This is a genomic window from Variovorax sp. P1_H2 (assembly GCF_056405295.1).
Genome location: NZ_JBFUCJ010000007.1, coordinates 69394 through 93617, shown reverse-complemented (window position 1 = coordinate 93617; position 24224 = coordinate 69394). Strand labels below are relative to the sequence as shown.

The window sequence follows — 24224 nt, the reverse complement described above, 5'->3', positions numbered from 1 at the left end:
CGCCCGCCATGCCCACGATCCACTACATCCTGAAAGACGACAGCCGCCGCAGCGTCGACGCCAAGACCGGCTCCAGCGTCATGGAGAACGCCATCCGCGGCAACATCCGGGGCATCGATGCCGAATGCGGCGGCTCGTGCTCGTGCGCGACCTGCCACGTCTACGTCGACGAGGCCTTCGTCGATCGCCTGCCGCCGGCCGACGAGATGGAAAGCGAACTGCTCGACGGCGTCGCCTCCGAGCGCCTGCCGAACAGCCGCCTGAGCTGCCAGCTCACGATGACCGCCGAGCTCGACGGCCTCACGGTGCGCGTGCCCGAGACCCAGAGCTGATGCCCGCCGCCCACCCCCTGGTGATCGTCGGCGCGTCGTACGCGGGCGTGCAGCTGGCCGCCAGCGCGCGCGAGCTCGGCTTCGAGGAGCGCATCGTCATCGTCGGCGACGAGGTCCACGCACCCTACCAGCGTCCGCCCTTGTCCAAGGGCCTGCTGACCGGCAAGACGACCGTCGACAAGCTGCTGCTGCGCGGGCCCGATTTCTTCCAGCAGAACCGCATCGAGCTGCTTCTCGGCCGCCGTGCCGCGGCGCTGGATGCCGGTGCGCGCACCGTGCGGCTGGCCGACGGCGCCGTGCTCGTCTACGGTTGGCTCGCACTGACCACCGGCGCGCGTTGCCGGCCGTTCACGCTGCCGGGTTCGAAACTCGACGGCGTGCTCGACCTGCGCACCCTCGACGATGCGCTGCGCGTCGCCCATGCCGCGGATCGCACCCAGCGCGCCTGCGTGATCGGCGGCGGCTTCATCGGCCTCGAAGTGGCTTCCGCGCTGCGTTCGCGCGGCGTCGCGGTGACGGTGGTCGAGGCCCAGCCGCATCTGCTGACGCGCGCCTTCCCGCCCGCGATGTCCGCCTTCGTCGAGAACGCGCACCGGCGGCGCGGCGTCGAACTGCTGACCGGCCGCGGCGTGCGTGCGCTGCACGGCGAACAGGGCCGCGTGGCCGCGGTCGAGCTCGACGACGGCCAGCGCATCGATTGCGACCTGGTGGTGCTCGGCATCGGCGTGCTCCCCAATGCCGAGCTGGCGCAGCAGGCCGGCATCGCGGTCGACAACGGCATCGTTGTCGACATGCTGGGCCGCAGCTCGGCGCCGCGCGTGCTGGCCGCGGGCGACGTCGCCAGCATGGCGCTGCCGCCGGCACCCGGCGCACCGGCGCGCATGCGGCTCGAATCGATCCAGTCGGCCAACGACGGCGCCCGCGCGCTGGCCTCGCTGGTCGTCGGGCACGAGCAGCCCTGCACCGCGGTGCCCTGGTTCTGGAGCGACCAGTTCGACCTCAAGTTCCAGATGACCGGCCTGGCCGCGCCGGGCGACGAGGTGGTGCTGCGCGGCGACATGGCCAGCGACCGCTTCAGCGTGTTCTACCTGCGCCACGGTACCCTCGTCGCCGCGCATTCCGTGAACAAGCCGGCCGAGCACATGCAGAGCCGCAAGCTGATCGGCGCCCGTGCCTGCGCCAGCGCCGACCAGCTCGCCGACGAATCCTTCGACCTCAAGACGCTGGCCCCGAAGACGCCGGAGGCCCTGGCCGCGTGAGATCCGGGGGCCGCGCCGGCCCCGACCTCATTCCCTGATCACCCCTTGCCTGCCGGTTCGCCGGTTTCACTGAACGGAGTTTCCACGATGATGATGAACAAGAGAAATGTGCTTGCCACGCTGACCCTGGCCTGCCTCGGCGCCTTCGGTGCCATGTCCGGCGCGCAAGCCGCAAGCGAGCCGCTGCGCATCGGCCTGATCGCGACCTACTCCGGCCCGTACGCCGACTACGGCCGCCAGTTCGATGCCGGCGTCGCGCTGTATCTCAAGGAGCACGGCGGCAAGATCGCCGGCCGCCCGGTCGAAGTCATCAAGAAGGACACCGCGGGCCCGGCGCCCGACGCCGCCAAGCGCATCGCGCAGGAGCTGGTGGTGCGCGACAAGGTGAGCATCCTCACCGGCCTCGACTTCAGCCCCAACGCCTACGCCGTCGCGGCCATCGCGACGCAGGCCAAGATCCCGACCCTCGTGATGAATGCGGCGTCCTCCGCCATCACGACCAGCTCGCCCTACGTGGCGCGGCTGTCGTTCACCGTGCAGCAGGTCACCGACCCGATGGCGCGCTGGATGGTCAAGCAGGGCGTGAAGGAGGCCTACACCGTGGTCGCCGACTACGCCTCGGGCGTCGACGCCGAGACCGCGTTCAAGAAGGTCTTCGCGGCCGAAGGCGGCAAGGTGGTCGGCGAAGTCCGCACGCCGATGAACAACCCCGACTTCTCGGCCTACGTGCAGCGCATCAAGGACGCCAAGCCGCAGGCGGTGTTCTTCTTCTTCCCCTCGGGCGTGATGCCGCCGGCTTTCCTCAAGGTCTGGAAGGAGCGCGGCATGGAAGAAGCCGGCATCAAGCTCTACGCCACCGGCGAAGCGACCGACGACAGCTACCTCGACGCCACCGGCGACGTGGCGCTGGGCCTGGTCACGAGCCATCACTATTCGTACGCGCATCCGTCGCCGAAGAACCAGAAGTTCGTCAAGGACTTCGCGGCCGAGTTCGGCACCAAACTGCGCCCGAGCTACTTCGCGGTCACCGCCTACGACACGATGGCCGCCATCGACCTCGCGCTCGCCAAGACCAAGGGCGAGGTCTCGGGCGACAAGGTCATGGAAGCACTCAAGGGCCTCGGCTTCGAGAGCCCGCGCGGCCCGATCGCGATCGACCCCGCCACGCGCGACATCGTGCAGACGGTCTACATCCGCAAGACCGAACGCAACAAGGGCGGCGAGCTCGTGAACGTCGAATTCGACAAGTTCGAGCGCGTCAAGGACCCGGCCAAGGAAAGCCAGTAGACCGCGGGGGCGGCGCGCCAGCGGCAACGGGAAATCCATGGGAATCGTGATCTTCGACGGAGTGGCCTACGGCATGCTCCTGTTCCTCATCGGGGTGGGCTTGTCCATCACGATGGGCCTCATGAACTTCGTCAACCTCGCGCACGGCACGTTCGCGATGGTCGGCGGCTACGCCGCGAGCGTTCTGATGAACCACTTCGGCGTCGGCTTCTTCCCGTCGCTGGTGGCGGCTTTCGTCGCCGCGGCAGGGGTCGGCGCGGTGCTCGAGTTCTGCTTCTACCGGCGGCTCTATCGTGCGCATCCGCTCGACCAGGTGCTGCTGTCGATCGGCATCGTGTTCGTCTCGGTCGCCGCCTTCACCTACGTCTTCGGCCCGACGATGCAGGCCTTCAAGCTGCCGCCGGTGCTGGACGGCCGGGTGTCGCTGCTGGGGCTGGAGGTGGGACGCTATCGCCTGTTCCTGATCCTCTGCGGCGTGACGGTGCTCGCCGGCCTGCTGGGGGTGCTCGGCAAGACGCGCTACGGGGCGATGGTGCGGGCCGCGGTGGACAACCAGCGCGTCGCCGGCGGCACCGGCATCCACGTTCAGCGGCTGTTCTTCCTGACCTTCTCGCTGGGCTGCGGCCTGGCCGGCCTGGGCGGCGCCTTGAGCCTCGGCATGCTCGGCCTCGAGCCCTCCTTCCCGCTCAAGTACCTCGTGTACTTCCTGATCGTCGTCTGCGTCGGCGGCGCCGGCACCATCACCGGCCCCTTCGTGGCCGCGCTGCTGGTCGGCATCGTCGACGTCGCGGGCAAGTACTACCTGCCGCAAGCCGGCGCGTTTCTCATCTATGTCGTCATGATCATCATGCTGCTGATGCGCCCCAACGGCATCATCCCGCGCAAGGGGCTCGCATGAGACCCCGCACGGCCGCTCCGAAGGGGGCTCGCACCGGAGTGCGGAGCACGGAGCTTGCCCAATGAAAGCCATCGTCGTTTCGCCGGCTCGCCTGCGCGCGGTCGAAGTCGCCTTCTGGCTTGCGCTGGGCGCCAGCTTCTTCCTGCTGCCGGACAAGCTCACGCTGATGAGCCAGATCATGATCTTCGGGCTGTTCGCGGTCTCGCTGGACATGGCGCTCGGCTATGCGGGCATCCTCACGGTGGGCCATGCGGCCTTCTTCGGCGCCGGCGCCTATGCCGCCGGGCTGCTGGCAAAGCATGGCTGGAGCGAACCCTTCAGCGGCCTCTTGTTCGCGCTCGTGGTGTGCGCCGCGCTGGGCTATCTGCTGAGCTACCTGATCGTGCGCGGGGCCGACCTCACGCGGCTGATGATCACCATCGGCGTCTGCGTGCTGCTGGCCGAAGGGGTCAACCGGCTGGCGCCCATCACCGGCGGCACCGACGGCCTGCAGGGCGTCGCGATCTCGCCGGTGCTCGGGCTGTTCGAGTTCGACCTGTTCGGCAAGACCGCCTTCGCCTATGCCTACGGCGTGGTGCTGCTGGTGTTCCTCGGCGTCCGGCGGGTGCTGCGTTCGCCCTTCGGCCTCACGCTGCGCGGCATCCACGACAACCGCAAGCGCATGCTCGCGATCGGCTCGCCGGTCGAGGCACGCCTGCGCCTGGCCTACGCGCTGTCGGCCGGCGTGGCCGGCATCGCCGGCGCGCTGCTGGCCCAGACCACGCAGTTCGTCGGCATCGAGTCGATCGGCTTCAACCGCTCGGCCGAAGTGCTGATCATCCTGGTGCTCGGCGGCACCGGCCGGCTCTACGGCGGGATGATCGGCGCGATCGTCTACATGCTGGTGCACGACGGGTTCGCCGATCTCAATCCCGAGTACTGGATGTTCTGGCTCGGCATCTTCCTGATCGCCGCCGTCATGCTGGGCCGTGGCGGGATCATGGGCGCGCTGTCACGCCTGGTGAAGACCGGGAGGCCGACATGAGCGCAGCGCCGGGCCGCCCCAAGCAAGCTCGCACCGCAGTGCGCAGCACGGAGGTCTCCCTATGAGCGCCGCTCTGCGGACCCGCGGGCTCGGGATCTCCTTCGGCGCCTTCCGCGCGGTCGACGACGTCAACCTGACGCTGGAACCCGGTGCGCGGCAGGCCCTGATCGGGCCGAACGGCGCCGGCAAGACCACGCTGATCAACCTGCTGACGGGCGTCTTCAAGCCGACCCACGGAACGATCCACATGGGCGAGCGCGAGCTCACCTCGCTCAGCGCCGACAGGCGGGCCCGACTGGGCCTGGCGCGCACCTTCCAGATCAACACGCTGTTTCCCAGCCTGACGCCGCTGCTGTCCGTGGTGCTCGCGATCAGCGAGCGCGAAGGCCTGGGTGCCGTCTGGTGGCGTCCGCTCAGGCGCAACAAGGCCGTGTTCGACGAGGCGCATGCGCTGCTCGGGCGCCTCAAGCTCGACGCGCTGGCCGAGGTGCCGGTGGCCGAGCTGGCCTACGGCAAGCAGCGGCTGCTCGAAATCGCGCTGGCGATGGCAGCCAGGCCCCGCATCCTGCTGCTCGACGAGCCCGCCGCCGGCGTGCCCGAGGACGAGAGCGGCGAACTCTTCGAAGTCATCGCGGAGCTGCCGCAGGACATCAGCGTGCTGTTCATCGAACACGACATGAATCTCGTCTTTCGTTTTTCGCGCCGCATCTCGGTGCTGGTCGCCGGCCAGATCCTGACCGAGGGCACGCCCGCCGAGATCGGCCGCGACCCACGGGTGCGCGAGGTCTATCTCGGCCATTCGGGAGCAGCCCATGTCTGAGATGCTGGCTTTCGACCAGGTGGTCGCCGGCTACGGCAACGCGGTGGTGCTCGACCGGCTGAGTTTCGCACTTGCCCAAGGCCAGGGCCTCGCCGTCCTCGGCCGCAACGGCGTCGGCAAGACCACGCTGCTCGAAACGCTGATGGGCAACACCCGCGTGATGCGCGGCGCGCTGCGCTGGTGCGGCCAGGACATCACGCGCTGGCCCGCTCACCGCCGGGTGCACGCCGGCCTCGGCTGGGTGCCGCAGGAGCGCGAGGTGTTCCCGTCGCTGACCGTCGAGGAGAACCTGACCGTGATCGCGCGGCCAGGCAAGTGGAACCTGCAGCGGGTCTACCAATTCTTTCCGCGGCTGCGCGAGCGGCGCGGTAATTACGGCAACCAGCTGTCCGGCGGCGAGCAGCAGATGCTGGCGATCGGCCGGGCGCTGATGACCAACCCGAAGCTGCTGCTGCTCGACGAACCGATGGAAGGCCTGGCGCCGATCATCGTCGAGGAACTGGCCCGCTCGATCCGCCACCTGTGCGAGAGCGAGGGCCTGGCGTCGATCGTGGTCGAGCAGCATCCGGTGCTGGCCCTCGAGATGACGCACCAGGCGATCGTGCTGGAGCGCGGCACGGTCGTGCATGCCGGCCCGAGCGCGGCGCTGGCCGGCGATGCGGCCCTGCTCGAAGGACTGCTCGGCGTCGGCATCGCCGAAGAGCCGGAGGTGAACCGGGCGCGGTAGTCCAGCGCACACCCCCTTCCTCAGAAGCGGATCTGCGCCGGAGCGTCGATCGAACGGACGGGTTGGCCGGCCTCGAACAGCTTGGCGGGCCAGGGGCCAGCCAGTTGCACCTCCGCGCCGCGCACGCGCAGCCAGTTGCATTCGGGCAGGCCGATCACCTTGGAAGTCGGGTTGGCCGCCAGGTACTCGGCCAGCCGCTGGTCGCGGGTCTCGCCCTGGTGGCCGGCGGGCAGCGCGTTGGTGTAGTGCGGGTTCAGCTGGAACGGCACCAGCCCGAGCGCGTCAAAGCCACCCGGATCGACGATCGGCATGTCGTTGGTCGTGCAGATCGTCGGGCCGGCCAGGTTGGCGCCGGCGCTCCAGCCGACGTAGGGCGCGCCGGCACGGACCTGGGCGGCGATGAGCGGCAGCAGGCCTGCATCGCGGCAGCACTTGAGCAGCTTGAAGGTGTTGCCGCCGCCGACGACGATGATCTCGGCCTGTTCCACCAGCGCGCGCGGGTTGCCGGCCCTGTGCGCGGAGGCCACCTCGATGCCCAGAGGCGCGAACACGCCGGCGACGCGCTGCGTGTAGTCGTCCCAGGTGATGGTGACGCCGGCATAGGGAATGAACACGGCGCGCTTGCAGCCGCCGGCGACCTCGGCGATGGCCTCGCCGGCATGGGTGAGGTAGCCGCCGTCGGGGCTGCGGGAATTGCTCAGCAACAGAAGGTTCATGGGGTGATTCTCGACAGCTCAGGACAGCAGCTCCGCCGTCAGGCGTGCGATCAGCGCATTGGACAGAATCACCGGCAGGCCCGAGGCACTCGCCGCCAGCTCGCGATGCGCTTCGACGAAGCCCATGCAGTCCATCACCAGCAGCTCTGCGCCCTGCGCTTGCAGGTCGCGCGCGGCCTGCGCCAGCGATTCGGTCTCGTTCGCATACGGCGAAGCCACGGCGCAGATCGGTTCGCGTTTCAGCGCCCGCCACTTGTGGGCTTCCGAGGCGACCTGCGACTGCAGCGGCACCACGATGCCGACCTGCCGGTCGCCGGCAATCGCCGCCACGCTGGGCGAAACGATCAGGTCGGGCTCGATGAGCCAGGCACCGTCGCACACCAGGCCTTCGAAGGCGCCGGTGCACAGCAGCAGGATGAAGCCGCAGCCCTGCGCGCGCAGCGCGGCGATCTTGCGGTTCATCAGCCCCAGCACCTTGGGCTTGCTGACCACCACCGAAGTGCCGTCGAGCAGCCGCGTGATCAGCGTGGCCTGGGCCGGCTCGGGCGCGTAGAGGCGCTCGATGTCGGCGCGCGCGAGGCCGTCCAGCAAGCCGGCGTGGATGCATTGCGCATAGGGGGACAGGTGCTGCGCCAGGATCGGCGTGATGTCGGGCCGCGGCGCCTGGCCGATGGTCAGTGTGCCCAGGGTGGTGATGCGGGTCATGGCGATCGTCCCGGATCAGGCCGGCTGGCGGCGTTGCAGATGGGCGAGCGATCCGTACAGCTTCTGCAGCAGCGCGTATTCGTCCGCGTCGAAGAAGCGGCAGGTGCCGCGCGTGAACTCCTTCGCCACTTCGACCGCGAACTTGACGGCCAGCGCGATATCGGTCTCGTGGCTCGCGCCGGTACCGCAGCCCGGCACCACGCTTTCGGTGGTGATGGCGACGCCCACCGTCGGCGCCGCAGTGGCGATCGACGGCTGCAGGATGCTGTTCAGGTGATACACGCCGTTGCCGTAGGGCGTGATGTCCTGCGTGGTGATCGGGAAAGTCACCGCCGGCCGGCCCGAGGTCATTTCCATGATGCGCAGCAGATCCTCGGACAGGCGCAGGATGTAGCCCTCCTTCACCGTGGGCGAGATCGCGCAGCCCTTGTGGTTGACGATGCGGTTGCCCTTGGTGGTGTCGATGGACAACACGGCGTCCATCTCGGCGCTGACTTCCTGCTCGTTCATGTCCTCGGTGTCGACCGGCGAATCCATGAAATCCACCGGCTCGTGCGGCCGCGTAGGCGCGTCGGGGCAGATGTGGGTCGCCACGACCACGTCGCCGGGCAGCATGTCGCCCTGGGTCTGCATGTGGGCCAGCTTCAGCGCCGCGGCGACTGCAGCCACCGCGCCATCGGCGTCCGACACCAGACCGATGCGCGTGGGCCGCGCGCCGACGCCGCCGAGGCGGCCGACGATGCCGAGCGTGGGTGCGGGGCCGCCGGCCAGCTTGCCGGCGCTGCCGGGGATCACGATGCGCACGAAATCGGTCGAACCTTTTTGGCCGCTGATCCGGGTGACCGTGACTCTCACGTTGTCGTAGGCGGCGAGCAGCTTCACCACGGTCCGGCCGCTGGCATGCGCCGTGTCGAGGGCTTCGAAGACCTGCAATGTCTGAGCGAGGCTCATGGGTGTGTTTCCTTTTTGGGGGTTTATTTCTTGCCGAACCTGGCGGTGAGGGTGGCGTTGAAGAAGCTGAACAGCGCATCGCCCGCGATCACGCCGCCGGCGAACACTTCCATGTAGCCGCGGGCCTTTGCGCCACCGAACTTCTCGAGCAACACGCGCAGTGCGATGCCCACCGCCACGGCCCAGCCGGCCATCGGGTTGGCGATCAGCAGGCCGGTGGACAGCAGCACGCCGAGCTGGCGCTTCGGTCCGCCGATCAGCTGGATCAGCGCGCCGGGGATGGCCCAAAGGAACAGCGACTGCGCGATGCCCGGCACCGCGCCGGCGTTGATGGTGGCCACATACACCTTGGCCACCGGCGGCACCAGGCCCTGGGCGAAGTAGATGCCGTGCGCGATGTAGACCACCGGAATGGCGATCACGAAGGCCAGCATCGCGGCGATCAGCTGCTGCTTGCGGCCTTCGAGTTCGAACGCCGGGTCGGTGCCGTGGCCGCGCAAGATGAAGCCGGCCTTGAGGTCGTAGCCCATGTCGGCGAAGGCCGGGCCGGTGGCCACCGAGAAGCCGCACAGCACCGCCAGCGCCGTGACCGGGAAGCCCACCAGCAGGCCCAGCAGCAAGGTGATCAGCGCCACGGCGAAGGCAGGGAACCAGCCCGAGTGCATGGCGGCGATGCCGACGATCAGCTCGTGCACGAAGGCCGCGAACGCGGCATAGAGGATGAAGGCGATCAGCATGCCGGTCGACATGTCGGCGTACAGGCCTCCGAGCAGCGACACGCCGGCCGCGAGCAGGATGTACGCGAAGCCACCCAGGCGCAGGGTCTGGCCGACGCTGCGGCTGGCGAGGTTTTCTTCCGTCGCCTCGGCTTCGGCCTTGGCCGTCTTCTTCATCAGCACCATGCCGACCTGGAACAGCGCCACCAGGCCGGCGCCGATCATCATGCCGTGCGGGATGTAGGCCTTGTTGATGTCGTAGCCGAACAGCGGCTGCGCATAGCCGCGCAGCAGCAGGCCCACGCCGAACATGCTCAGCGCCCAGATGTTGCCGATGAAGGCCGTGCCGAAAGCCGACATCGGTATCTTGAACCACGAGCCCACCGCGCCGACCAGCATCCCCGCGCCGAGCAGCGCCGCCTGCTTGCCGCCCTTGTCGCCGGCCTTGATGGCCTCGGCCGCAGCCACGCCCGGAGGCCAGGCGCCCGAGGCCGGGAAGATCTTGGTGTTGAACATGCGATAGAGCAGGTAGCCGTCGAGCAGCATGGCCGCCGAAACGCCGAGGAACATCGGCAGCACCAGGTCGGGCCGGCCCATGAGGAAGGGAATGGCGATCGGCAGCAGCAGGCTGTTGGCCGCGCCGAAGGTGGCGGCGGAGATCGCGCTTTGCGCGAGATTCTGGAAATGCACCGATCGGTATCCGCTCATCATCTGCAGCGGGATGCGCGCCAGGATCATTGCCACCAGCGCGCCGATGATGGAGGTGTTCGGCGTCACACCGAGCGTCACCAGCAACTGGATGCCGATGACCGCACCGAAGACGCTGAGCAGCGCCAGCAGCACCAGGTTGGCGCCGGACAGCGCATGCGGATGGGACTGCGGCGCGAACCGTGCCGCCGGGCTGGCGGCGCCGAACGGAACGCTGGATGGGGACGGCGTGGACATGGGGACCTCTTACCGGTGGTTGGAATGTCGAGCCCATGACGGGTCACCGACGAGGCGACCGATGCCAGCGGCCTCGGTCATGAGATCCAGCGCCAGCGCCTGGATGCTGGCGGCATCGGCGTCGGCGCTGGGAAACGAAAGGCAGAACGCGAGCCGTTCTCGAGTGGTCGAGTCGCTCACCGCGCAGCTCACCGAACCGACGCCCGGGATGGATTCGTTGAGCGCATGGGCGTAGTGCCGGATGCGCACCTCGGCCAGGCGGGCGATCAGTGCGTCCACGTCGGCCGGCGCATTGTTGGAGACTGCGGGCAATGCACCCTGGAAACGTTGGCGCACCGCATCGTCCGTTTCCAACGCCAGCAGCGCGCGCCCGGTGGAGGTGGCCCAGGCCGGCGCACGGTGGCCGGGGTAGGTCATGAGTTGCAGCGGATGGGTGCCCGACTGCACGAACAGCACCAGCACCTCGGTGCCGTCGAGCACCGAGATGTAGCCCGTGTGGCCGCTGCGCAGGCACAGGCCCTGCAGCGCCTTCTGCAGAAGCGGGAACAGCTGGGTGGTCGAGCGCACCAGGCGCGACAGCTCCAGGATCATCAGCGCCGGGCCGAAAGCGCGAGTCAGCGGATCGCGCTCCAGGAAACCTTCGTCGGCCATCTGCCGCAGCAGGCGCGACGCCGAACTCTTGGGCATCGCCAGGTGACCGACGAGGTCGGTCACGGTGACCTGGCGCTTCAGTTTGTTGATCAGCCGGAGGATGACGCCGGCGCTTTCGAGTGATGCCATGAATTAGTTCCAAAAACTGGAACAAGGTGCCATAATATGACTCCATATTGCATGATCTGTGCCACGGCGCGCAAGTTCTGATTTTTTCGAGTGCCGCAGGGCCGCGCGTGCCCGCACGAAGGGCCGACAGGCCTTGCGCCGTCACCCGGATCTCGCTCCAGAATTGTGCAAATGCATCGGAACGGCGCATCAAGAACATGCGCAGCCGCCGTCGCAGCGGCAGAACCCCAAAAAAAAGCCTCCCGAAGGAGGCATAAACCGTTCGGCTKCGTGGAGCCGAGGGAGTCGAGTTCTTTCAGCGCGAGCCGCTCAGCAGCGTCGGCGTGCAGTAGCCGTTGCGATAGATGCTTTCAATGTTCCCCGCGACCCGGTCGGTGGTGCGCGCGGTCACGAACTTCGCCTGCGGCGTGCGATAGACGACGATCGTGCACGACAGGTGCTTGCTCAGCGTTCGGGCAACGCCAGTGGCCTGGCTGACGGTCGGGTACGTGTTCATGCGCTTCTTGTCCTTGGTCATCCGATGCATGAATAGTAGTACCAAGGTACTTAGAAAGTACATTTTGTAACCTCTAAGTACTACCCTCTAGCGTGACAAAGTTCACAAGTCGCGATGAAGCCTTGCCAAGGCCGGCCGGATCCCGGCGCGGGGACCCGGCCGTCCCCGGTCGATCAGGCGAGCGGTTCCCGCCGTGCGAATCGCACCACGGTGACGCCGGCGCGTGCCTGCCGAGTCGACGGCATCACCAGCACGCAGTCGTCGTAGGGGGTGGTGACCGGCTCGCCGTCGTTGTCGCCGATCACCGTGCCCGCCTCGGGAATGAGCTCCAGCCCCTTGAACCCCTGCGAAAAGCGGAAGCGGTCGCTCTTCGCGACGACCGGGCCGGTGACACGCAGCACCCATTGCCGGGGGGCGTCGGGCTGCTTCCAGCCCGGCAGCCGTCGCAGCGCGGACGACGCGGACAAGCTGCCCGCCTGGACCAGAAATCGAACGCACAGGTCGCGCGCGACGACGAGGCTTTCGGCGTCACCATGAAAGCCGCATTCGATCAGCAGCGAGCGGGTGTCGGGCTGCTCGGCATCGGGCTGGCCGAAACGGCCGAAATCGCGCATCCGCACGCCGTCCTGGTGACCGGCATCCACGACCACGTACTCGGGCGCTCGCAGTTGCCGGGCCAGCGCCAGGTTGCGGGGCTGCATGCCCGCCAGCGACAAGGGCAGGCCGGGTTCGTGCATGGAGTGCAGGTCCAGCAGCCAGTCGGCGCTGTCGACGAAGGGCTTCAGGGCCGCGATGCGCCGACGCTCGCGCGTATCCGCCTGCGCGATCCGGTCGGCCAGCCATTGCCTGTTCATGTCCTCGTCGACAAACCTCGAGGCATCGTGGTGGTCGACGTCGAAGCGGTCGAAAGCCTCCAGGTTGCAGAAGGCCAGGGTCAGCGAACCGCGTTCCGGCCGGACGCCGGCTTCCAGCAATTCCTTCAGCGCCCAGGCGCCGCACAGCTCGTTGCCATGGATCAGCGCGCTCAGCATCACGACGGGCCCTTCGACGCCCGACTCGAAGCGCCATACGCCTTCGGTACCGGTGTTGCCCGCTCGCCAGGCGCCAAGCTCGGGTTTCTTCAGCGAGAAAGTCGCATTGTTCATTCCTTGATCTTTGCAAAGTCGACGATCTTTTGATACTTGGCGCTTTCATCGACGAGGAACTTCGCCATGTCCACGCCGGCGGGCGCCAGGGTCGAGCCGTTGTCCTCGAGCTTCTTGCGCAGCTCGGGCGCCTGCAATGCATCGGCCAGCGCCTTCCGGAGCCGGACGGCCACCGCATCCGGCAACCTGGGCGGCGCCATCAGCGCGAACCAGACGCCGATGTCCATGTCCTTGAGCATCGGATGATCTGCCAGAGGCGCGATCTCCGGTGCCGCGGCGGATCGCTTCTTCTCCGTGACGCCGAGCGCCACCAGCTTGCCGCTGCGGATCTGCGGCAGCCCGCTGGACAGCACGTAGACACCGAAGTCGATGTTTCCGCCGTAGAGGTCGGTCGTCAGCGGCCCGACCCCGCGATAGGGAATGTGCGACATGTAGAGCCCCGCCTGCTGCTTGGCCATTTCGCCGGCCAGGTGCAGCGCGGTCCCGACGCCGGAACTTCCATAGCTGTAGTGGCCCGGCTTCGACTTGACGCTCTTGACGAACTCGTCGACCGTCCTGATGCCGCTGCTGGCCGACGCCACCAGCACCATGGGCTGCGAGGCGACGAGCCCGATGGGCGTGAAGTCCTTGTAGCTGTACTTGACCGCCGGAGAGACGAGCCGGTTGATCGCGATCTCGTTGTTGGCGCCCAGCAGCAGGGTGTAGCCGTCCGGCGCCGCGCGGGACACCTTCTGCGCGCCGATCGCGCCGCCCGCGCCTCCCAGGTTCTCCACCACCACCGGCACGCCGAGCTTCTTCGACAGCTGGTCGGCCACGGCGCGGCCGGTCAGGTCGGTGCTGCCGCCGGGCGGATAGGCCACGACCACGGTGATCGGGCGCTCGGGATAGGCTTCGCCTTGCGCGCGTGCCGCAGGCATCAGGCCGGCCGCAAGGCAGGCTGTCAGCACGGTCGCCCGGATTCCGAAATCGCATCGCATGAATGTCTCCTGGAGTTCCGCCGATTCTTGCCCCGGCAGCGTGGGAGCGATGTGCCGGATCGGCACCATCCCGTGCCATCTCGGCAGACCCTGGGGCCTGTTCACACTATTTCCGGGGATCGCGGAAACAGTGTGAACAGACCCTAGACGGGGCTCACGGCCTCCCACAGCGACTCGGCCAATGGCGACAGGCGCCGCTTGGCCCGAACCATGCGCACCTCGAACGCGATCCCGAGCGCCTTGTCGGCCAGCGGTGCCAGCTTTCTCGCCTTGCAGGCGCCCACGGCCAGCGACCACGGCAGCCAGGCGACCCCCAGCCCCTTGAGCGCGTACTCCAGCAGCGCGTCGGCCGAGTCGCATTCGACGACCCGCTTCAAGCGAGGCGCCTGCGCATGATTGCTCAGGTGGTCGGCCACCAGCTGCCCGAGCGCCAGGGTGCTGGCATAGGCCAGGTAAGGCGTCGGCTTGACGGCGTCGAAACCGAACAGCGCCTTGCCGTCGGCGAGGGCCCGGGACACAGGAACCAGCCTGTCGTGCGCGACGGTGTGCTGAAGATACTGGGACGGCTTCAGGCGCAGGGCGATGACCGGATGGTGGTAGGTGAGCATGAAGTCCGCCTCCCCTCGTTCGAAGCGCTGCACGGTCTCGGCCATCGATCCGGTGCGCACATGGACCAGCGCGTTCGAGGTCTGTGACCTGACGCGCCACAGCCAGTCCGCAGCGATGGTCCTGGCCAAGGTCCGGCCCGTGGCGAGCGTGAACACCGGATGGCCCGGCATGTCCGCGTTGTCCTGCAGCTCGCTGCGGGCGGCCGACAGCGAATGCACGGTCTGCCGCGCGTGCTGCAGCAGCGTCTCGCCGGCCGCGGTCAGGGTCGCCGGTCCGCTGCCCCTGGCCACCAGCGCGACGCCGGCCCATCGCTCGAGCTCCCTGATACGGCGCCCGAACGCCGGATGGGTCACGTGCCGCAGCTGCGCGGCGCGCGTGAAACTCCGCGTATCGGCCAGCGCGATCAGGTCTTCAAGCCACTTGATCTGCATGGTGTCGCCTGGCCGTTCATGCGTAGTCCAGCGGCAGCGCCGTCGTGTACTTGATCTGCTCCATCGCGAAGCTCGAACTCACGTCCGACAGCTCGATCTCGCGGATCATCCGCTTGTAGACCGCGTCGTAGGCCTTGATGTCCGGCACCACCACCCGCAGCAGGTAGTCGGTGTCGCCGCTCATGCGATAGAACTCGACGATCTGCGGAATGGCCGCCACCACGCTGCTGAAGCGCTTGAACCACTTCTCGGTGTGATTGCTGGTGYGGATGGCCACAAACACGGTCACGCCCACGTTGAGCTTGTCGGGGTCGAGCAGCGCCACCCGCTGGCGGATGTAACCCTCGCGCTCGAGCCGCTGGATGCGGCGCCAGCAGGGCGTGGCCGACAGGCTCACCTGTTCGCTGATCTCCTGCAGGGAGGCACTCGCGTTGACCTGCAGCAGTTCGAGGATCGCCTTGTCGATTCTGTCCATCGGGGTATCCAAATCCAATATTGAATGGTGGTTGAGTAATATTTTGCTTGCATATGGATCGAAGAGGCAAATTTCAGCAAAAGAAACCACTGCTTCCTTTCTAGACTGGAGCATCGCCTTCGCTTCCCTCCTGAAAGACCGGTCCGTTGACTTCCTTTGATTCCGAAACCCATCTCGTACGCGCCGGCCGCGATCCGTCCAGCCACGGCGGCATGGTGAACACGCCCGTGTTCCGCGGCTCGACCATCCTGTCGAATTCCCTCACCGAATGGGAATCGCGCAAGCTTCCGGGCAACCCCTACGCGTCCTATGGGCGCTTCGGCACGCCGACCACCCGCGCACTCGAAACCGCGCTCGCCGAACTCGAAGGCGGGTATCGCTCGATCGTCTTTCCCTCCGGCCTGGCCGCCTGCACGCACAGCCTGCTGGCACTGCTCAAGCCCGGCGACCACGCGCTGATCAGCGACAGCGTCTACGGCCCGACGCGCAGCTTCGCGACCAACGTGCTCACGAACTTCGGCATCGCGGTGGAGTTTTTCGACCCGCTCGCGGGCGCCGAGATCCGCCACCAGATCCGGCCGAACACGCGCGTGGTGTTCGTCGAATCTCCGGGCTCGGCCACCTTCGAGGTGCAGGACATCCCCGCCATCGCGCACGAAGCCCACAAGGTCGATGCCTTCGTGGTCCTGGACAACACCTGGGCCAGCCCGCTCTTCTTCAAGCCCTTCGCGCACGGCGTGGACATCTCGGTCCAGGCCGCGACCAAGTACATCGTCGGGCACTCCGACGCGCTGCTCGGCGCCGCGACCGCCAACGAGCGCGCCTGGGCGCTGCTTCAGCGCAGCGCGCACGACTTCGGCCAGACCGCCGGCCCGGACGATCTCTACCTCGCGCTGCGTGGCCTGCGCAGCCTGTCGGTGCGCCTGCACCGCCACTGGGAAAACGGCGTGCTGCTGGCCGAAAGCATGGCCCGCCACCCGATGGTGGCGAAGGTGCTGCACCCGGCCCTGCCGGGCGACGCCGGCCATGCGCTGTGGCGCCGCGACTTCAAGGGCGCGAGCGGACTCTTCGGGGTGGCGCTGCAGCCCGTCAGCCGCGCAGCGCTGGGTGTCTTCTTCGACAGCCTGGAACTGTTCGGCATCGGGCTGTCGTGGGGCGGCTACGAAAGCCTGGCGCTGCCGGTCGACGCACCCACGCGCGCCGTCCGCCCCTGGACGCTCGAAGGACCGCTGCTGCGCATCCATGCAGGGCTGGAATCCTGCAACGACCTGGTGCGCGACATGCAGTCGGCGCTCGACCGGATGCAGCACCACCTCTGACGGCCCGGCGGCGAAAGCCGCCTGCATTTCTGCTGCTGAGAGACCGGCCCGCCTCGTGCGGGCCGATGTCATTGGGACATCACGCGCGCGACCTGCATTTCGCAGCGCATGGAATCGTGCATCGCGTGCACATCGCCGCGCACTCTTTTCTCGCATCCGGGCGCCCACCGGCCTGACGCCGGAAAGCGCCCTCTCCTCGCCGTGGCGAAGAGGTCCGGAGAATTATTTGTCGCATTGCGACCCGGTCAGGCAAAGCCTGTTCGCGCATGGTCGGGCACCCCGACCTACTTGGAATATCTTTCCTCGGTATCCGCATATGGCGCAAGTTTATATTTATGGATCACCGTCCGTCCGCCCATAAATTACTACTTGGCATGGACATTGCCTCAACAAGCCATCTCCTTCCGCCAAGGATCGCATGACCTCTTCATTGATTTCCCGCCGCGCCGGCGCGGCCCTTCTTTCGGCTGCCCTGTCGCTCGCCATCCACGCCGCGCCTGCCGCAGCGGAAGAATGGCCCGCCAAGCCGATCACCATGATCATGGGCTTCCCCGCGGGCTCCGGTGTCGACGTGGTGGCGCGCGCCATCCAGGAGCCGCTGGCCAGGCAACTGGGCCAGCCGATCATCATCGACTACAAGTCGGGCGCCGCCGGCAACATCGCCAGCGAGTACGTGGCGCGCGCCAAGGCCGACGGCTACACGCTGGCCTTCGGCACGGCGGCCACCCACGGCAGCAACGCGGCGCTCTACAAGAAGCTGCCCTTCGACGTCGAGAGCGACTTCGTCGCCGTGGCGCCGGTGCTGGATGTGTCGAACGTGCTCACGATCAATCCGGAAGTGATCAACGTGACGACCCTGAAGGAGTTCGTCGCGCTCGTGAAGGCCAACCCCGGCAAGTACAACTACGCCTCCACGGGCAACGGCGCCGGCACGCACATGGCTTTCGCGGAGTTCAACTCGCGCCTCGGGCTGCAGATGACGCACGTGCCGTACAAGGGCGGCCCGGAGGCGATCAGCTCGGTGGTCAAGGGCGAGACCTGCTGCATCATGAACCAGGTCCAGACGGTGCTGCCGCAGTACAAGGCCGGCAAGGTCCGCCTGCTCGGCGTGACGACGGCGACGTCGGTCGCCGCCGTCAAGGAAGTGCCGACCATCGCTTCGAGCGGCCTGCCCGGCACCCAGGGCTTCGACAGCTCGATCTGGTTCGCCGTGTTCGCCCCCAAGGGCACCGACCCGAAGATCGTCGACAAGCTCAACGCGGCCGTGAAGTCCGTGCTCGAGCAGCCCGAACTGCGAGACAAGTTCGAGGCACAGGGCAACACGGTCCGGATCGAAACGCCGGCACAGTTCAAGAAGACGGTGCACGAGAACCGGGTGAAATGGGCCGAGGTCGCGAAGGCCGCCAACATCAGCCTGGACTGAACGCAAGTACGCCCATGTCCCCGGAAACCCGCCACAACCCCGAGGCCGTCCCAGGCGGATTGGCCGCACTCGAGCAGCGCCTGGCCAAGGACCTCGAATGCCTTGGATGGCCGGCACGCGACTGGATGCCGCAGCAAGGCGCCGAGCACGGCGTGCCGGTCCTCGACGTCGCCATCGTCGGCGCCGGCCAGGCCGGCCTCGCAGCGGCCGCCGCGCTGGCCCAGCACGGCATCCACGCGCTCGTGTTCGACCGCGCGCCGCTCGACTTCGAAGGCCCCTGGGCCACCACCGCGCGCATGGAGACCTTGCGCTCGCCGAAGGAGCTGACCGGCCCGGCGCTGGGCCTGCCGGCGCTGACCTTCCGCGCCTGGTTCGAGGCGCAGTTCGGCGCCGATGAATGGGCCCGGCTCGACAAGATCCCGCGCCTGCAATGGATGGACTACCTGCGCTGGTACCGCCGCGTGATGGCGGTCGAGGTGCGCAACGACACCGCCGTCACCGCGATCGCACCGCGCGCCGACGGCAAGGTGCTGCTCGCGTTGCAGACGCCGGCCGGCGCGGCGCGCGTGCTGGCGCGCCGCGTGGTGCTGGCGACCGGCCGCGACGGCCTCGGCGGCCCGGCGATCCCGGCCTTCGTGCAGGCGCTCGACCGCGCAAGCTGGGCGCACTCCGCCGACGCGATGGACTACGGCCGGCTCGAAGGGCTGCGCGTGGGCGTGGTCGGCGCCGGCTCCTCGGCCATGGACAGCGCGGCCACGGCGCTCGAAGCCGGCGCGCACAGCGTCGACCTGCTGATTCGCCGCGACGACCTGCCGCGCATCAACAAATCCAAGGGCGCCGGCGTGCCGGGCCTGACGCAGGGGCACTTCGACCTGGCCGACGAACTCAAGTGGCGCCTGCGGCACTACATCAACGTGGCGAACGTGCCGCCGCCGCACGGCAGCACGCTGCGCGTCTCGCGCCATCCGAACGCCCGCTTCAACTTCGGCTGCCCGATCCTGTCGGTCGAACGCGACGGCGCGGCACTGCGCGTGAGCACGCCGAAGCGCGAATTCGCGCTCGACTTCCTGATCGTGTCGACCGGCTTCCGAATCGACTGGAACGTGCGTCCCGAATACGCGGCCATCGCGCCGCACGTGCGCGCCTGGAAAGACCGCTTCACCCATGCCCCCGGCGAGGCCGACCAGGAGCTGGCCGACTCGCCCGATCTCGGAGCGGTCTTCGAACTGCAGGAGAAGACCGCCGGCGCTTGCCCCGGCCTCGACCGCATCCACTGCTTCTGCTACCCCGCCACGCTCTCGCACGGCGCGGTGTCCGGCGACATCCCGGCCATCAGCGAGGGCGCGCGCCGCCTCGCCAACGGCATCGCCAGCCTGTTCTATCGCGAGGATTTCGAGCACCACTTCGCGCGCCTCGAGGCCTACGACGACCCGGAACTCCTCGGCGACGAGTGGGTGCCAGCCTGAGCCCAGCCTTGACACCCCGCCCTCTCCTTCCGTCTTCAACCCCTTCTGGAGCTCCCATGAAATCCATCCTCCGCATCGCGGCACCCGCCCTGCTGGCCGCCGGCCTCGCCCTCGCGGCATCGACCGCCCTGGCGCAGAACAAGATCGTGATCGGCTACCAGCTGCCGCTGTCGGGCGACAACTCGCAATACGGCACGCTGTTCAAGAACTCGGCCAACCTGGCGCTCGAGGACTTCAACAAGGCCGGGAAGCTCAAGGGCAGCACGGTCGAGATCCGCTACGAGGACAGCAAGAGCGACGCCAAGGAAGGCGTGAACATCGCGAAGAAGTTCGCCGACGACCCGGCCATCGTGGGCGTGCTGGGCGACTTCAACTCCACGGTGTCGATGGCCGCGGGCCAGGTCTACGCGCAGCAGAAGCTGCCGCAGCTGTCGCAGACGGCGTCGCACCCCGACTTCCTGAAGATCAGCGACTGGCAGTTCCGCAACATCACGACGATGGAGATCGAGTCGCCCTTCATCGCCAAGTGGCTGGCCGAGAACGGGCTGAAGAAGTATGCGGTGGTCGCGATCCAGAACGACTGGGGCCTGAGCGCCGTCAAGGCCTTCACCGAAGCGGCCAAGGCCTCGGGTGCGCAGATCACGAGCACCGAGTTCTTCAACCCGGGCAACCGCGACTTCCGCTCGATCATCACCAAGCAGGGGCGCGACAAGCCCGACGCGATCGTGATGTTCATGTTCTACGAGGAAGGTGCCTCGTTCCTGCAGCAGCGCACCCAGCTCGGCGTCAAGACGCCGATCTACGGCGCCTCGTCGATGTATGCGCCCAAGCTGATCGAGCTCGCCGGGCCGAGCGCCGACGGCGTGAAGTTCCCGACCACCTTCGTGGCCGGCAACCCGGCCCCGAAGGTCAAGGCCTTCGTCGACGACTACAAGAAGCACTACGGCGCCGAACCCAGCATGTTCGCGGCGCAGGCCTTCGACGCCACCAACATCATGCTCGACGCCATCGTCGCGGCCGGCCCCCAGCCGACGCGCCAGAAGGTGCGCGACGCGCTGGCCGCCACCAAGGGATTCCCGGGCGTGACCGGCGACACCACCTTCGACCCCAAGACCCGGGAGCCCTCCAAGGGCCTGACCCGCATGGAAGTCAGTTCCGGCGCCTTCGCCGTCGTCGCCAAGTAAGACCTCCGAGAACATGTTCGATGCAATCCTGGTGCAGCAGCTCGCGAACGGGCTGAGCCTCGGGCTCGTCTATGCGCTGATGGCGATCGGCTTCACGCTGATCTTCGGCGTGCTCAACGTCGTCAATTTCGCCCATGGCGAGATCTACATGCTGGGCGCCTACGCCGGCCTGCTGTTCATCACGAGCACGGCGCCGCCGCTGTTCGCGGTGCTGCTGTTCGTGCTGGCCGTGGGCGCCGCGCTGGGTTTCAGCCTCGAGCGCATCGCCTTCCGTCCGTTCCGCCGCTTCCGCGACGAGGCCTCGCTCAAGTCGAAGGCCATCCGCGAGGCGACCCTGCTGTCCTCGCTGGCGCTGTCGATCGTCATCCGGGAGGTGGTCGAGAAGTTCTTCGGCGCCAGCATGCAGACCATCCCGCAGGACTACCTGCTGATGACGCCGATCGAGATCGGCTCCATCTCGTTCTCCAGCGGCCAGTTCGTGATCTTCGGTTTGTCGGTCGTCATGCTCGCCGGCCTGTACGTCCTGCTGTTCCGGACCCGGATCGGCCTGTCGATCCGCGCCGTGGCCAACAATCCGATGGGCGCGATGTACGTCGGCCTCAACACCGAGCGGACGATCGTCGCGACCTTCGTCATCGGCTCGATGATGGGCGCCGTCGCGGGGCTGGTGGTGGGCCTCTACCAGGGCTCCATCTTCCCGTCGATGGGCTTCACGCCGGGCGTCAAGGCCTTCGTCGCCATGGTGATGGGCGGACTCAGCTCGATCGGCGGCGCGGTCGTCTGCGCCCTGATCCTCGGCATGGCCGAGGCGCTCACCACCACCTTCTTCGCGCAGGGCTGGGGCGACATGGTCGCCTACCTGTTCCTGCTGATCACGCTCGTGTTCTTCCCGACCGGCCTGTTCGGCGGCGGGCGCGAGCGCGCCTGAGCACCGGTGCACGCATGCTTTCCACGACATCCTCCCGAACCCTCGCGCTCGCGCTGCTGGCCGTGCTGCTGCTGGCCGTGCCGGCCGCCGGCCTGCTGGTCGGCGGCGGCTACATCTTCCGCATCGCGACCACCATCTGCGTGTTCTCGATCCTCACGCTCAGCGCCAACCTGATCACCGGCACCACCGGGCTGCTGTCGCTGGGCCATGCGGCCTTCTACGGCATCGGCGCCTACTGCGCGGCGCTGCTGGCCACCGCGCTGCACTGGCCGGTAGGGCTGACGCTGCCGGTGGCCGGCATCGTGACCGCCTGCGCGGGCATCCTGCTGGCGCTGCCGACGATGCGGCTGGTCGGCATCTACTTCGCGGTCGCGACGCTCGGCGTCGGCGAGATCATCCACGTCACGCTGCTGAACTGGGTCGGCTTCACCCGCGGCCCGATGGGCATCAGCGGCATCCCGCCGCTCAGCGTGCCGGGCCTGCCGGCCAACAGCGACATGGCGGCCTACCTGGTCACGGCGCTGTGCCTCGCGGCCACCGTGGCCGTCGTGCACCGACTGTCGCATTCCTACTTCGGCAACGCGCTGCGCGCGGTGCGCGAGGACGACCAGTGCGCCGAGGCCATGGGCCTGAACGTGGTGCGCCTGAAGATCCAGGTGTTCGGCTTCTCCTGCTTCTTCGCCGGCGTGGCCGGTGCGCTGTGGGCGCACAGCACCGGCTACGTCTCGCCCGCGGACTTCCGCTTCTCGGAGTCGATCCTGATCATCTCGATGATCGTGGTCGGCGGCCTGGGCAGCATGCCCGGCGCCATCATCGGCGCGGTGCTGCTGATCGGCCTGCCCGAGCTGATGCGCCCGGTCGGCGACTTCCGGATGATCGTGGTCGGCCTGGTGATGTTCCTGTCGATCATGTTCCGGCCCAAGGGCCTGTTCGGCGAGGTCTCGGCGATCGAACTCGTGCGCAAGCGCTTCGGCGCAGCCTGGCGCACGAGCGACCGGCTGGGCTGGCGCTGAACGGGGCGCACAGGCACCACCATGACCCATCTGCTCGACATCGACAACGTTTCCCGGCACTACGGCGGACTGACCGCCGTGGGCGAATTCAGCGGCCACATCGCCAGGGGCGAGCGCGTCGGCCTGATCGGCCCCAACGGCGCCGGCAAGACCACGCTATTCGACCTGATCACCAGCTACACCCGCCTGTCGTCCGGCGACGTGCGCTTCGAGGGCCGCTCGATCTCGGCGCGCAAGCCGCACGAAGTGGCGCGCCTGGGCATCGCGCGCACCTTCCAGAACCTGCGCATCCTGCCGAACGTGACGGTGTTCGACAACGTGTCGATCGGCGCGCTGGGCCACGTGGGCCACAGTCCGTGGAACAGCCTGTTCGCGCGGCGCGCGATCTCCGAGCGCATCAGCCGCCTGACGATGCAGGCACTGGAGCGCACCGGCCTCGACGCGCTGGCCGGCGAACTGGCCGCCAACCTGTCCTACGGCAAGCGCAAGTACCTCGAGATCGCGCGCGCGCTGGCGCTGCAGCCGACGCTGCTGATCCTCGACGAACCGGCGGCCGGCCTGAACGACACCGAAACGGCCGAACTCGCCGGCTTCGTGCGGGCCCTGTCGGCCGAGGGAATGACGATCCTGCTGGTCGAGCACGACATGGGCTTCGTCATGAGCCTGTGCGAGCGCGTGATGGTCATGGCCTCGGGCCAGAAGATCGCCGACGGCCCGCCCGGCCTGATCTCGAAAGACCCGAAGGTGCTCGACGCCTACCTCGGCACCGAGGTCGAGGATGAGGTCGAGGCCGATGCCCCGGCCGCCGTGCCACTGGGAGAACCCGCATGAACGAAGCCCTGCTGCGTGTCAGCAATCTCGGCGTCCGCATCGGACAGCAGACCATCCTGCACGACGTGTCGATCGAGGTCCCGCCCAGCGGCATCGTCTGCGTGCTCGGCAGCAACGGCGTCGGCAAGACGACGCTGATGCGTGCGCTCTCGGGCGTCTACAAGGCCACGTCGGGCCAGGTCATGCTCGAGGGCCGCGACATCACGAACCGGCCGCCGCACGAGGTGGTGGCCGGCGGCCTGGCGCAGGCGCCCGAGGGCCGGCAGATCTTCTCGGCCATGACGGTGCTCGAGAACCTCAAGCTCGGCGCCGGCAAGCGCCCCGCCGCGGCCTTCGCGCAGGATCTGGAACGCATGCTCACGCGCTTCCCGCGCCTGAAGGAGCGCATCGGCCAGAAGGCCGGCTCGATGTCCGGCGGCGAGCAGCAGATGCTCTGCATCGCCCGCGCGCTCATGAGCCGGCCGAAGCTGCTGCTGATGGACGAGCCGTCGATGGGCCTGGCGCCGATCGTCGTCCGGCAGGTCTTCGAGCTGGTGCGCGACATCCGCGCCGAAGGCACCGCCGTGCTGCTGGTCGAGCAGAACGCCCGCGCCGCCCTGCGGGTGGCCGACAGCGCGTATGTGATGGACAGCGGCCGCATCGTGCTCCAGGGCGACGCGACCACGATGGCGAACGACGCGCGCGTCAGCGCCGCCTACCTCGGGGGGCATGCGATCGCCTAGGTTTGCGCCACGTCAAGCCCCCGTGCGCCCGCATTCCGATACTGA

The 24224-nt window shown here is 68.0% G+C and carries 25 protein-coding genes; 15 read left to right on the top strand and 10 right to left on the bottom strand.

Features of this window, described 5'->3' with window-relative positions:
• Positions 1-8: 8 nt before the first annotated feature.
• The 7 genes from AC1D2E_RS04730 (at position 9) to AC1D2E_RS04700 (ending at position 6347) form a co-directional block, all read left to right on the top strand.
• Positions 9-332: a 2Fe-2S iron-sulfur cluster-binding protein gene (locus tag AC1D2E_RS04730; protein ID WP_478196343.1), complete on the top strand. Its 324-nt coding sequence runs from the start codon at positions 9-11 to the stop codon at positions 330-332.
• Positions 332-1591: an NAD(P)/FAD-dependent oxidoreductase gene (locus tag AC1D2E_RS04725; RefSeq protein ID WP_478196342.1), complete on the top strand. Its 1260-nt coding sequence runs from the start codon at positions 332-334 to the stop codon at positions 1589-1591. The genes AC1D2E_RS04730 and AC1D2E_RS04725 overlap by 1 nt, the downstream gene beginning before the upstream one ends.
• A gap of 87 nt (positions 1592-1678) precedes the next feature.
• Positions 1679-2878: an ABC transporter substrate-binding protein gene (locus AC1D2E_RS04720; protein WP_478196341.1), complete on the top strand. Its 1200-nt coding sequence runs from the start codon at positions 1679-1681 to the stop codon at positions 2876-2878.
• A 37-nt stretch (positions 2879-2915) separates the two neighbouring features.
• A complete protein-coding gene (locus tag AC1D2E_RS04715) occupies positions 2916-3776 on the top strand; it encodes a branched-chain amino acid ABC transporter permease (protein ID WP_478196340.1) in 861 nt (286 codons plus the stop codon).
• A gap of 61 nt (positions 3777-3837) precedes the next feature.
• Positions 3838-4800 carry a branched-chain amino acid ABC transporter permease gene (locus AC1D2E_RS04710; RefSeq protein ID WP_478196339.1) on the top strand — a complete coding sequence of 321 codons (963 nt, stop codon included), beginning with the start codon at positions 3838-3840 and terminating at the stop codon, positions 4798-4800.
• A 61-nt stretch (positions 4801-4861) separates the two neighbouring features.
• Positions 4862-5620 carry an ABC transporter ATP-binding protein gene (locus tag AC1D2E_RS04705; protein ID WP_478196338.1) on the top strand — a complete coding sequence of 253 codons (759 nt, stop codon included), beginning with the start codon at positions 4862-4864 and terminating at the stop codon, positions 5618-5620.
• Positions 5613-6347, top strand: a complete 735-nt coding sequence (locus AC1D2E_RS04700; RefSeq protein WP_478196337.1) for an ABC transporter ATP-binding protein — start codon at positions 5613-5615, stop codon at positions 6345-6347. The genes AC1D2E_RS04705 and AC1D2E_RS04700 overlap by 8 nt, the downstream gene beginning before the upstream one ends.
• 20 nt (positions 6348-6367) lie before the next feature.
• Here the strand turns inward: AC1D2E_RS04700 and pepE are convergent, their stop codons facing one another.
• The 10 genes from pepE to AC1D2E_RS04650 all read right to left on the bottom strand — a co-directional run bounded on the left by pepE (position 6368) and on the right by AC1D2E_RS04650 (position 15293).
• Positions 6368-7063 (bottom strand): dipeptidase PepE, encoded by a 696-nt coding sequence (pepE, locus tag AC1D2E_RS04695; protein ID WP_478196336.1) that lies wholly within the window; start codon positions 7061-7063, stop codon positions 6368-6370.
• Positions 7064-7081: 18 nt separating this feature from the next.
• On the bottom strand, positions 7082-7768 hold the full coding sequence (locus AC1D2E_RS04690) for an AroM family protein (RefSeq protein WP_478196335.1): 687 nt from the start codon (positions 7766-7768) through the stop codon (positions 7082-7084).
• Positions 7769-7783: 15 nt separating this feature from the next.
• The gene (locus tag AC1D2E_RS04685; RefSeq protein ID WP_478196334.1) at positions 7784-8719 is read right to left on the bottom strand and encodes a DUF1177 domain-containing protein; all 936 of its coding nucleotides are present in this window, start codon (positions 8717-8719) and stop codon (positions 7784-7786) included.
• 23 nt (positions 8720-8742) lie between these two features.
• Complete coding sequence (locus AC1D2E_RS04680; protein ID WP_478196333.1) at positions 8743-10380, bottom strand: OPT/YSL family transporter; 1638 nt, start codon at positions 10378-10380, stop codon at positions 8743-8745.
• Positions 10381-10389: 9 nt separating this feature from the next.
• Complete coding sequence (locus AC1D2E_RS04675) at positions 10390-11160, bottom strand: IclR family transcriptional regulator (RefSeq protein ID WP_478196332.1); 771 nt, start codon at positions 11158-11160, stop codon at positions 10390-10392.
• Between the two features lie 295 nt (positions 11161-11455).
• Positions 11456-11656: a hypothetical protein gene (locus tag AC1D2E_RS04670; RefSeq protein ID WP_478196331.1), complete on the bottom strand. Its 201-nt coding sequence runs from the start codon at positions 11654-11656 to the stop codon at positions 11456-11458.
• A 173-nt stretch (positions 11657-11829) separates the two neighbouring features.
• Complete coding sequence (locus tag AC1D2E_RS04665; protein ID WP_478196330.1) at positions 11830-12801, bottom strand: M14 family metallopeptidase; 972 nt, start codon at positions 12799-12801, stop codon at positions 11830-11832.
• Positions 12798-13778, bottom strand: coding sequence for a Bug family tripartite tricarboxylate transporter substrate binding protein (locus tag AC1D2E_RS04660; RefSeq protein WP_478196329.1), 981 nt, complete (start codon positions 13776-13778; stop codon positions 12798-12800). The genes AC1D2E_RS04665 and AC1D2E_RS04660 overlap by 4 nt, the downstream gene beginning before the upstream one ends.
• A 143-nt stretch (positions 13779-13921) precedes the next feature.
• Positions 13922-14818, bottom strand: a complete 897-nt coding sequence (locus tag AC1D2E_RS04655) for a LysR family transcriptional regulator (RefSeq protein ID WP_478196328.1) — start codon at positions 14816-14818, stop codon at positions 13922-13924.
• Positions 14819-14834: 16 nt separating this feature from the next.
• Positions 14835-15293, bottom strand: coding sequence for an Lrp/AsnC family transcriptional regulator (locus tag AC1D2E_RS04650; protein ID WP_478196327.1), 459 nt, complete (start codon positions 15291-15293; stop codon positions 14835-14837).
• A gap of 146 nt (positions 15294-15439) precedes the next feature.
• On the opposite strand from AC1D2E_RS04650, the gene metC reads away from it, so the two are divergent.
• The 8 genes from metC (at position 15440) to AC1D2E_RS04610 (ending at position 24179) form a co-directional block, all read left to right on the top strand.
• Positions 15440-16612: a cystathionine beta-lyase gene (gene metC / locus AC1D2E_RS04645; RefSeq protein WP_478196326.1), complete on the top strand. Its 1173-nt coding sequence runs from the start codon at positions 15440-15442 to the stop codon at positions 16610-16612.
• A gap of 418 nt (positions 16613-17030) precedes the next feature.
• Positions 17031-18035, top strand: coding sequence for a Bug family tripartite tricarboxylate transporter substrate binding protein (locus AC1D2E_RS04640; RefSeq protein WP_478196325.1), 1005 nt, complete (start codon positions 17031-17033; stop codon positions 18033-18035).
• A gap of 14 nt (positions 18036-18049) precedes the next feature.
• Positions 18050-19501 carry an FAD-dependent oxidoreductase gene (locus AC1D2E_RS04635; protein WP_478196324.1) on the top strand — a complete coding sequence of 484 codons (1452 nt, stop codon included), beginning with the start codon at positions 18050-18052 and terminating at the stop codon, positions 19499-19501.
• Between the two features lie 56 nt (positions 19502-19557).
• Positions 19558-20685 (top strand): ABC transporter substrate-binding protein, encoded by a 1128-nt coding sequence (locus tag AC1D2E_RS04630; protein WP_478196323.1) that lies wholly within the window; start codon positions 19558-19560, stop codon positions 20683-20685.
• Between the two features lie 13 nt (positions 20686-20698).
• Positions 20699-21613 carry a branched-chain amino acid ABC transporter permease gene (locus tag AC1D2E_RS04625; protein ID WP_478196322.1) on the top strand — a complete coding sequence of 305 codons (915 nt, stop codon included), beginning with the start codon at positions 20699-20701 and terminating at the stop codon, positions 21611-21613.
• A gap of 14 nt (positions 21614-21627) precedes the next feature.
• On the top strand, positions 21628-22626 hold the full coding sequence (locus AC1D2E_RS04620; RefSeq protein ID WP_478196321.1) for a branched-chain amino acid ABC transporter permease: 999 nt from the start codon (positions 21628-21630) through the stop codon (positions 22624-22626).
• A 21-nt stretch (positions 22627-22647) separates the two neighbouring features.
• On the top strand, positions 22648-23457 hold the full coding sequence (locus AC1D2E_RS04615; protein ID WP_478196320.1) for an ABC transporter ATP-binding protein: 810 nt from the start codon (positions 22648-22650) through the stop codon (positions 23455-23457).
• Positions 23454-24179 (top strand): ABC transporter ATP-binding protein, encoded by a 726-nt coding sequence (locus AC1D2E_RS04610; protein WP_478196319.1) that lies wholly within the window; start codon positions 23454-23456, stop codon positions 24177-24179. Before AC1D2E_RS04615 ends, AC1D2E_RS04610 begins: the two co-directional genes overlap by 4 nt.
• Positions 24180-24224: the final 45 nt, after the last annotated feature.

Excerpts from the sequence above, each read along its gene's own strand:
- AC1D2E_RS04730 (WP_478196343.1), top strand. The coding sequence starts at position 9 with ATGCCCACGATCCACTACATCCTGAAAGACGACAGCCGCCGCAGCGTC.
- AC1D2E_RS04610 (WP_478196319.1), top strand. The coding sequence starts at position 23,454 with ATGAACGAAGCCCTGCTGCGTGTCAGCAATCTCGGCGTCCGCATCGGA.
- pepE (WP_478196336.1), bottom strand. The coding sequence starts at position 7,063 with ATGAACCTTCTGTTGCTGAGCAATTCCCGCAGCCCCGACGGCGGCTAC.
- AC1D2E_RS04625 (WP_478196322.1), top strand. The coding sequence starts at position 20,699 with ATGTTCGATGCAATCCTGGTGCAGCAGCTCGCGAACGGGCTGAGCCTC.
- AC1D2E_RS04725 (WP_478196342.1), top strand. The coding sequence starts at position 332 with ATGCCCGCCGCCCACCCCCTGGTGATCGTCGGCGCGTCGTACGCGGGC.
- AC1D2E_RS04660 (WP_478196329.1), bottom strand. The coding sequence starts at position 13,778 with ATGCGATGCGATTTCGGAATCCGGGCGACCGTGCTGACAGCCTGCCTT.
- AC1D2E_RS04680 (WP_478196333.1), bottom strand. The coding sequence starts at position 10,380 with ATGTCCACGCCGTCCCCATCCAGCGTTCCGTTCGGCGCCGCCAGCCCG.
- AC1D2E_RS04715 (WP_478196340.1), top strand. The coding sequence starts at position 2,916 with ATGGGAATCGTGATCTTCGACGGAGTGGCCTACGGCATGCTCCTGTTC.
- AC1D2E_RS04705 (WP_478196338.1), top strand. The coding sequence starts at position 4,862 with ATGAGCGCCGCTCTGCGGACCCGCGGGCTCGGGATCTCCTTCGGCGCC.
- AC1D2E_RS04720 (WP_478196341.1), top strand. The coding sequence starts at position 1,679 with ATGATGATGAACAAGAGAAATGTGCTTGCCACGCTGACCCTGGCCTGC.
- AC1D2E_RS04670 (WP_478196331.1), bottom strand. The coding sequence starts at position 11,656 with ATGAACACGTACCCGACCGTCAGCCAGGCCACTGGCGTTGCCCGAACG.
- AC1D2E_RS04665 (WP_478196330.1), bottom strand. The coding sequence starts at position 12,801 with ATGAACAATGCGACTTTCTCGCTGAAGAAACCCGAGCTTGGCGCCTGG.
- AC1D2E_RS04630 (WP_478196323.1), top strand. The coding sequence starts at position 19,558 with ATGAAATCCATCCTCCGCATCGCGGCACCCGCCCTGCTGGCCGCCGGC.
- AC1D2E_RS04685 (WP_478196334.1), bottom strand. The coding sequence starts at position 8,719 with ATGAGCCTCGCTCAGACATTGCAGGTCTTCGAAGCCCTCGACACGGCG.
- AC1D2E_RS04700 (WP_478196337.1), top strand. The coding sequence starts at position 5,613 with ATGTCTGAGATGCTGGCTTTCGACCAGGTGGTCGCCGGCTACGGCAAC.
- AC1D2E_RS04675 (WP_478196332.1), bottom strand. The coding sequence starts at position 11,160 with ATGGCATCACTCGAAAGCGCCGGCGTCATCCTCCGGCTGATCAACAAA.
- AC1D2E_RS04690 (WP_478196335.1), bottom strand. The coding sequence starts at position 7,768 with ATGACCCGCATCACCACCCTGGGCACACTGACCATCGGCCAGGCGCCG.
- AC1D2E_RS04710 (WP_478196339.1), top strand. The coding sequence starts at position 3,838 with ATGAAAGCCATCGTCGTTTCGCCGGCTCGCCTGCGCGCGGTCGAAGTC.
- AC1D2E_RS04655 (WP_478196328.1), bottom strand. The coding sequence starts at position 14,818 with ATGCAGATCAAGTGGCTTGAAGACCTGATCGCGCTGGCCGATACGCGG.
- AC1D2E_RS04620 (WP_478196321.1), top strand. The coding sequence starts at position 21,628 with ATGCTTTCCACGACATCCTCCCGAACCCTCGCGCTCGCGCTGCTGGCC.
- AC1D2E_RS04640 (WP_478196325.1), top strand. The coding sequence starts at position 17,031 with ATGACCTCTTCATTGATTTCCCGCCGCGCCGGCGCGGCCCTTCTTTCG.
- AC1D2E_RS04635 (WP_478196324.1), top strand. The coding sequence starts at position 18,050 with ATGTCCCCGGAAACCCGCCACAACCCCGAGGCCGTCCCAGGCGGATTG.
- AC1D2E_RS04615 (WP_478196320.1), top strand. The coding sequence starts at position 22,648 with ATGACCCATCTGCTCGACATCGACAACGTTTCCCGGCACTACGGCGGA.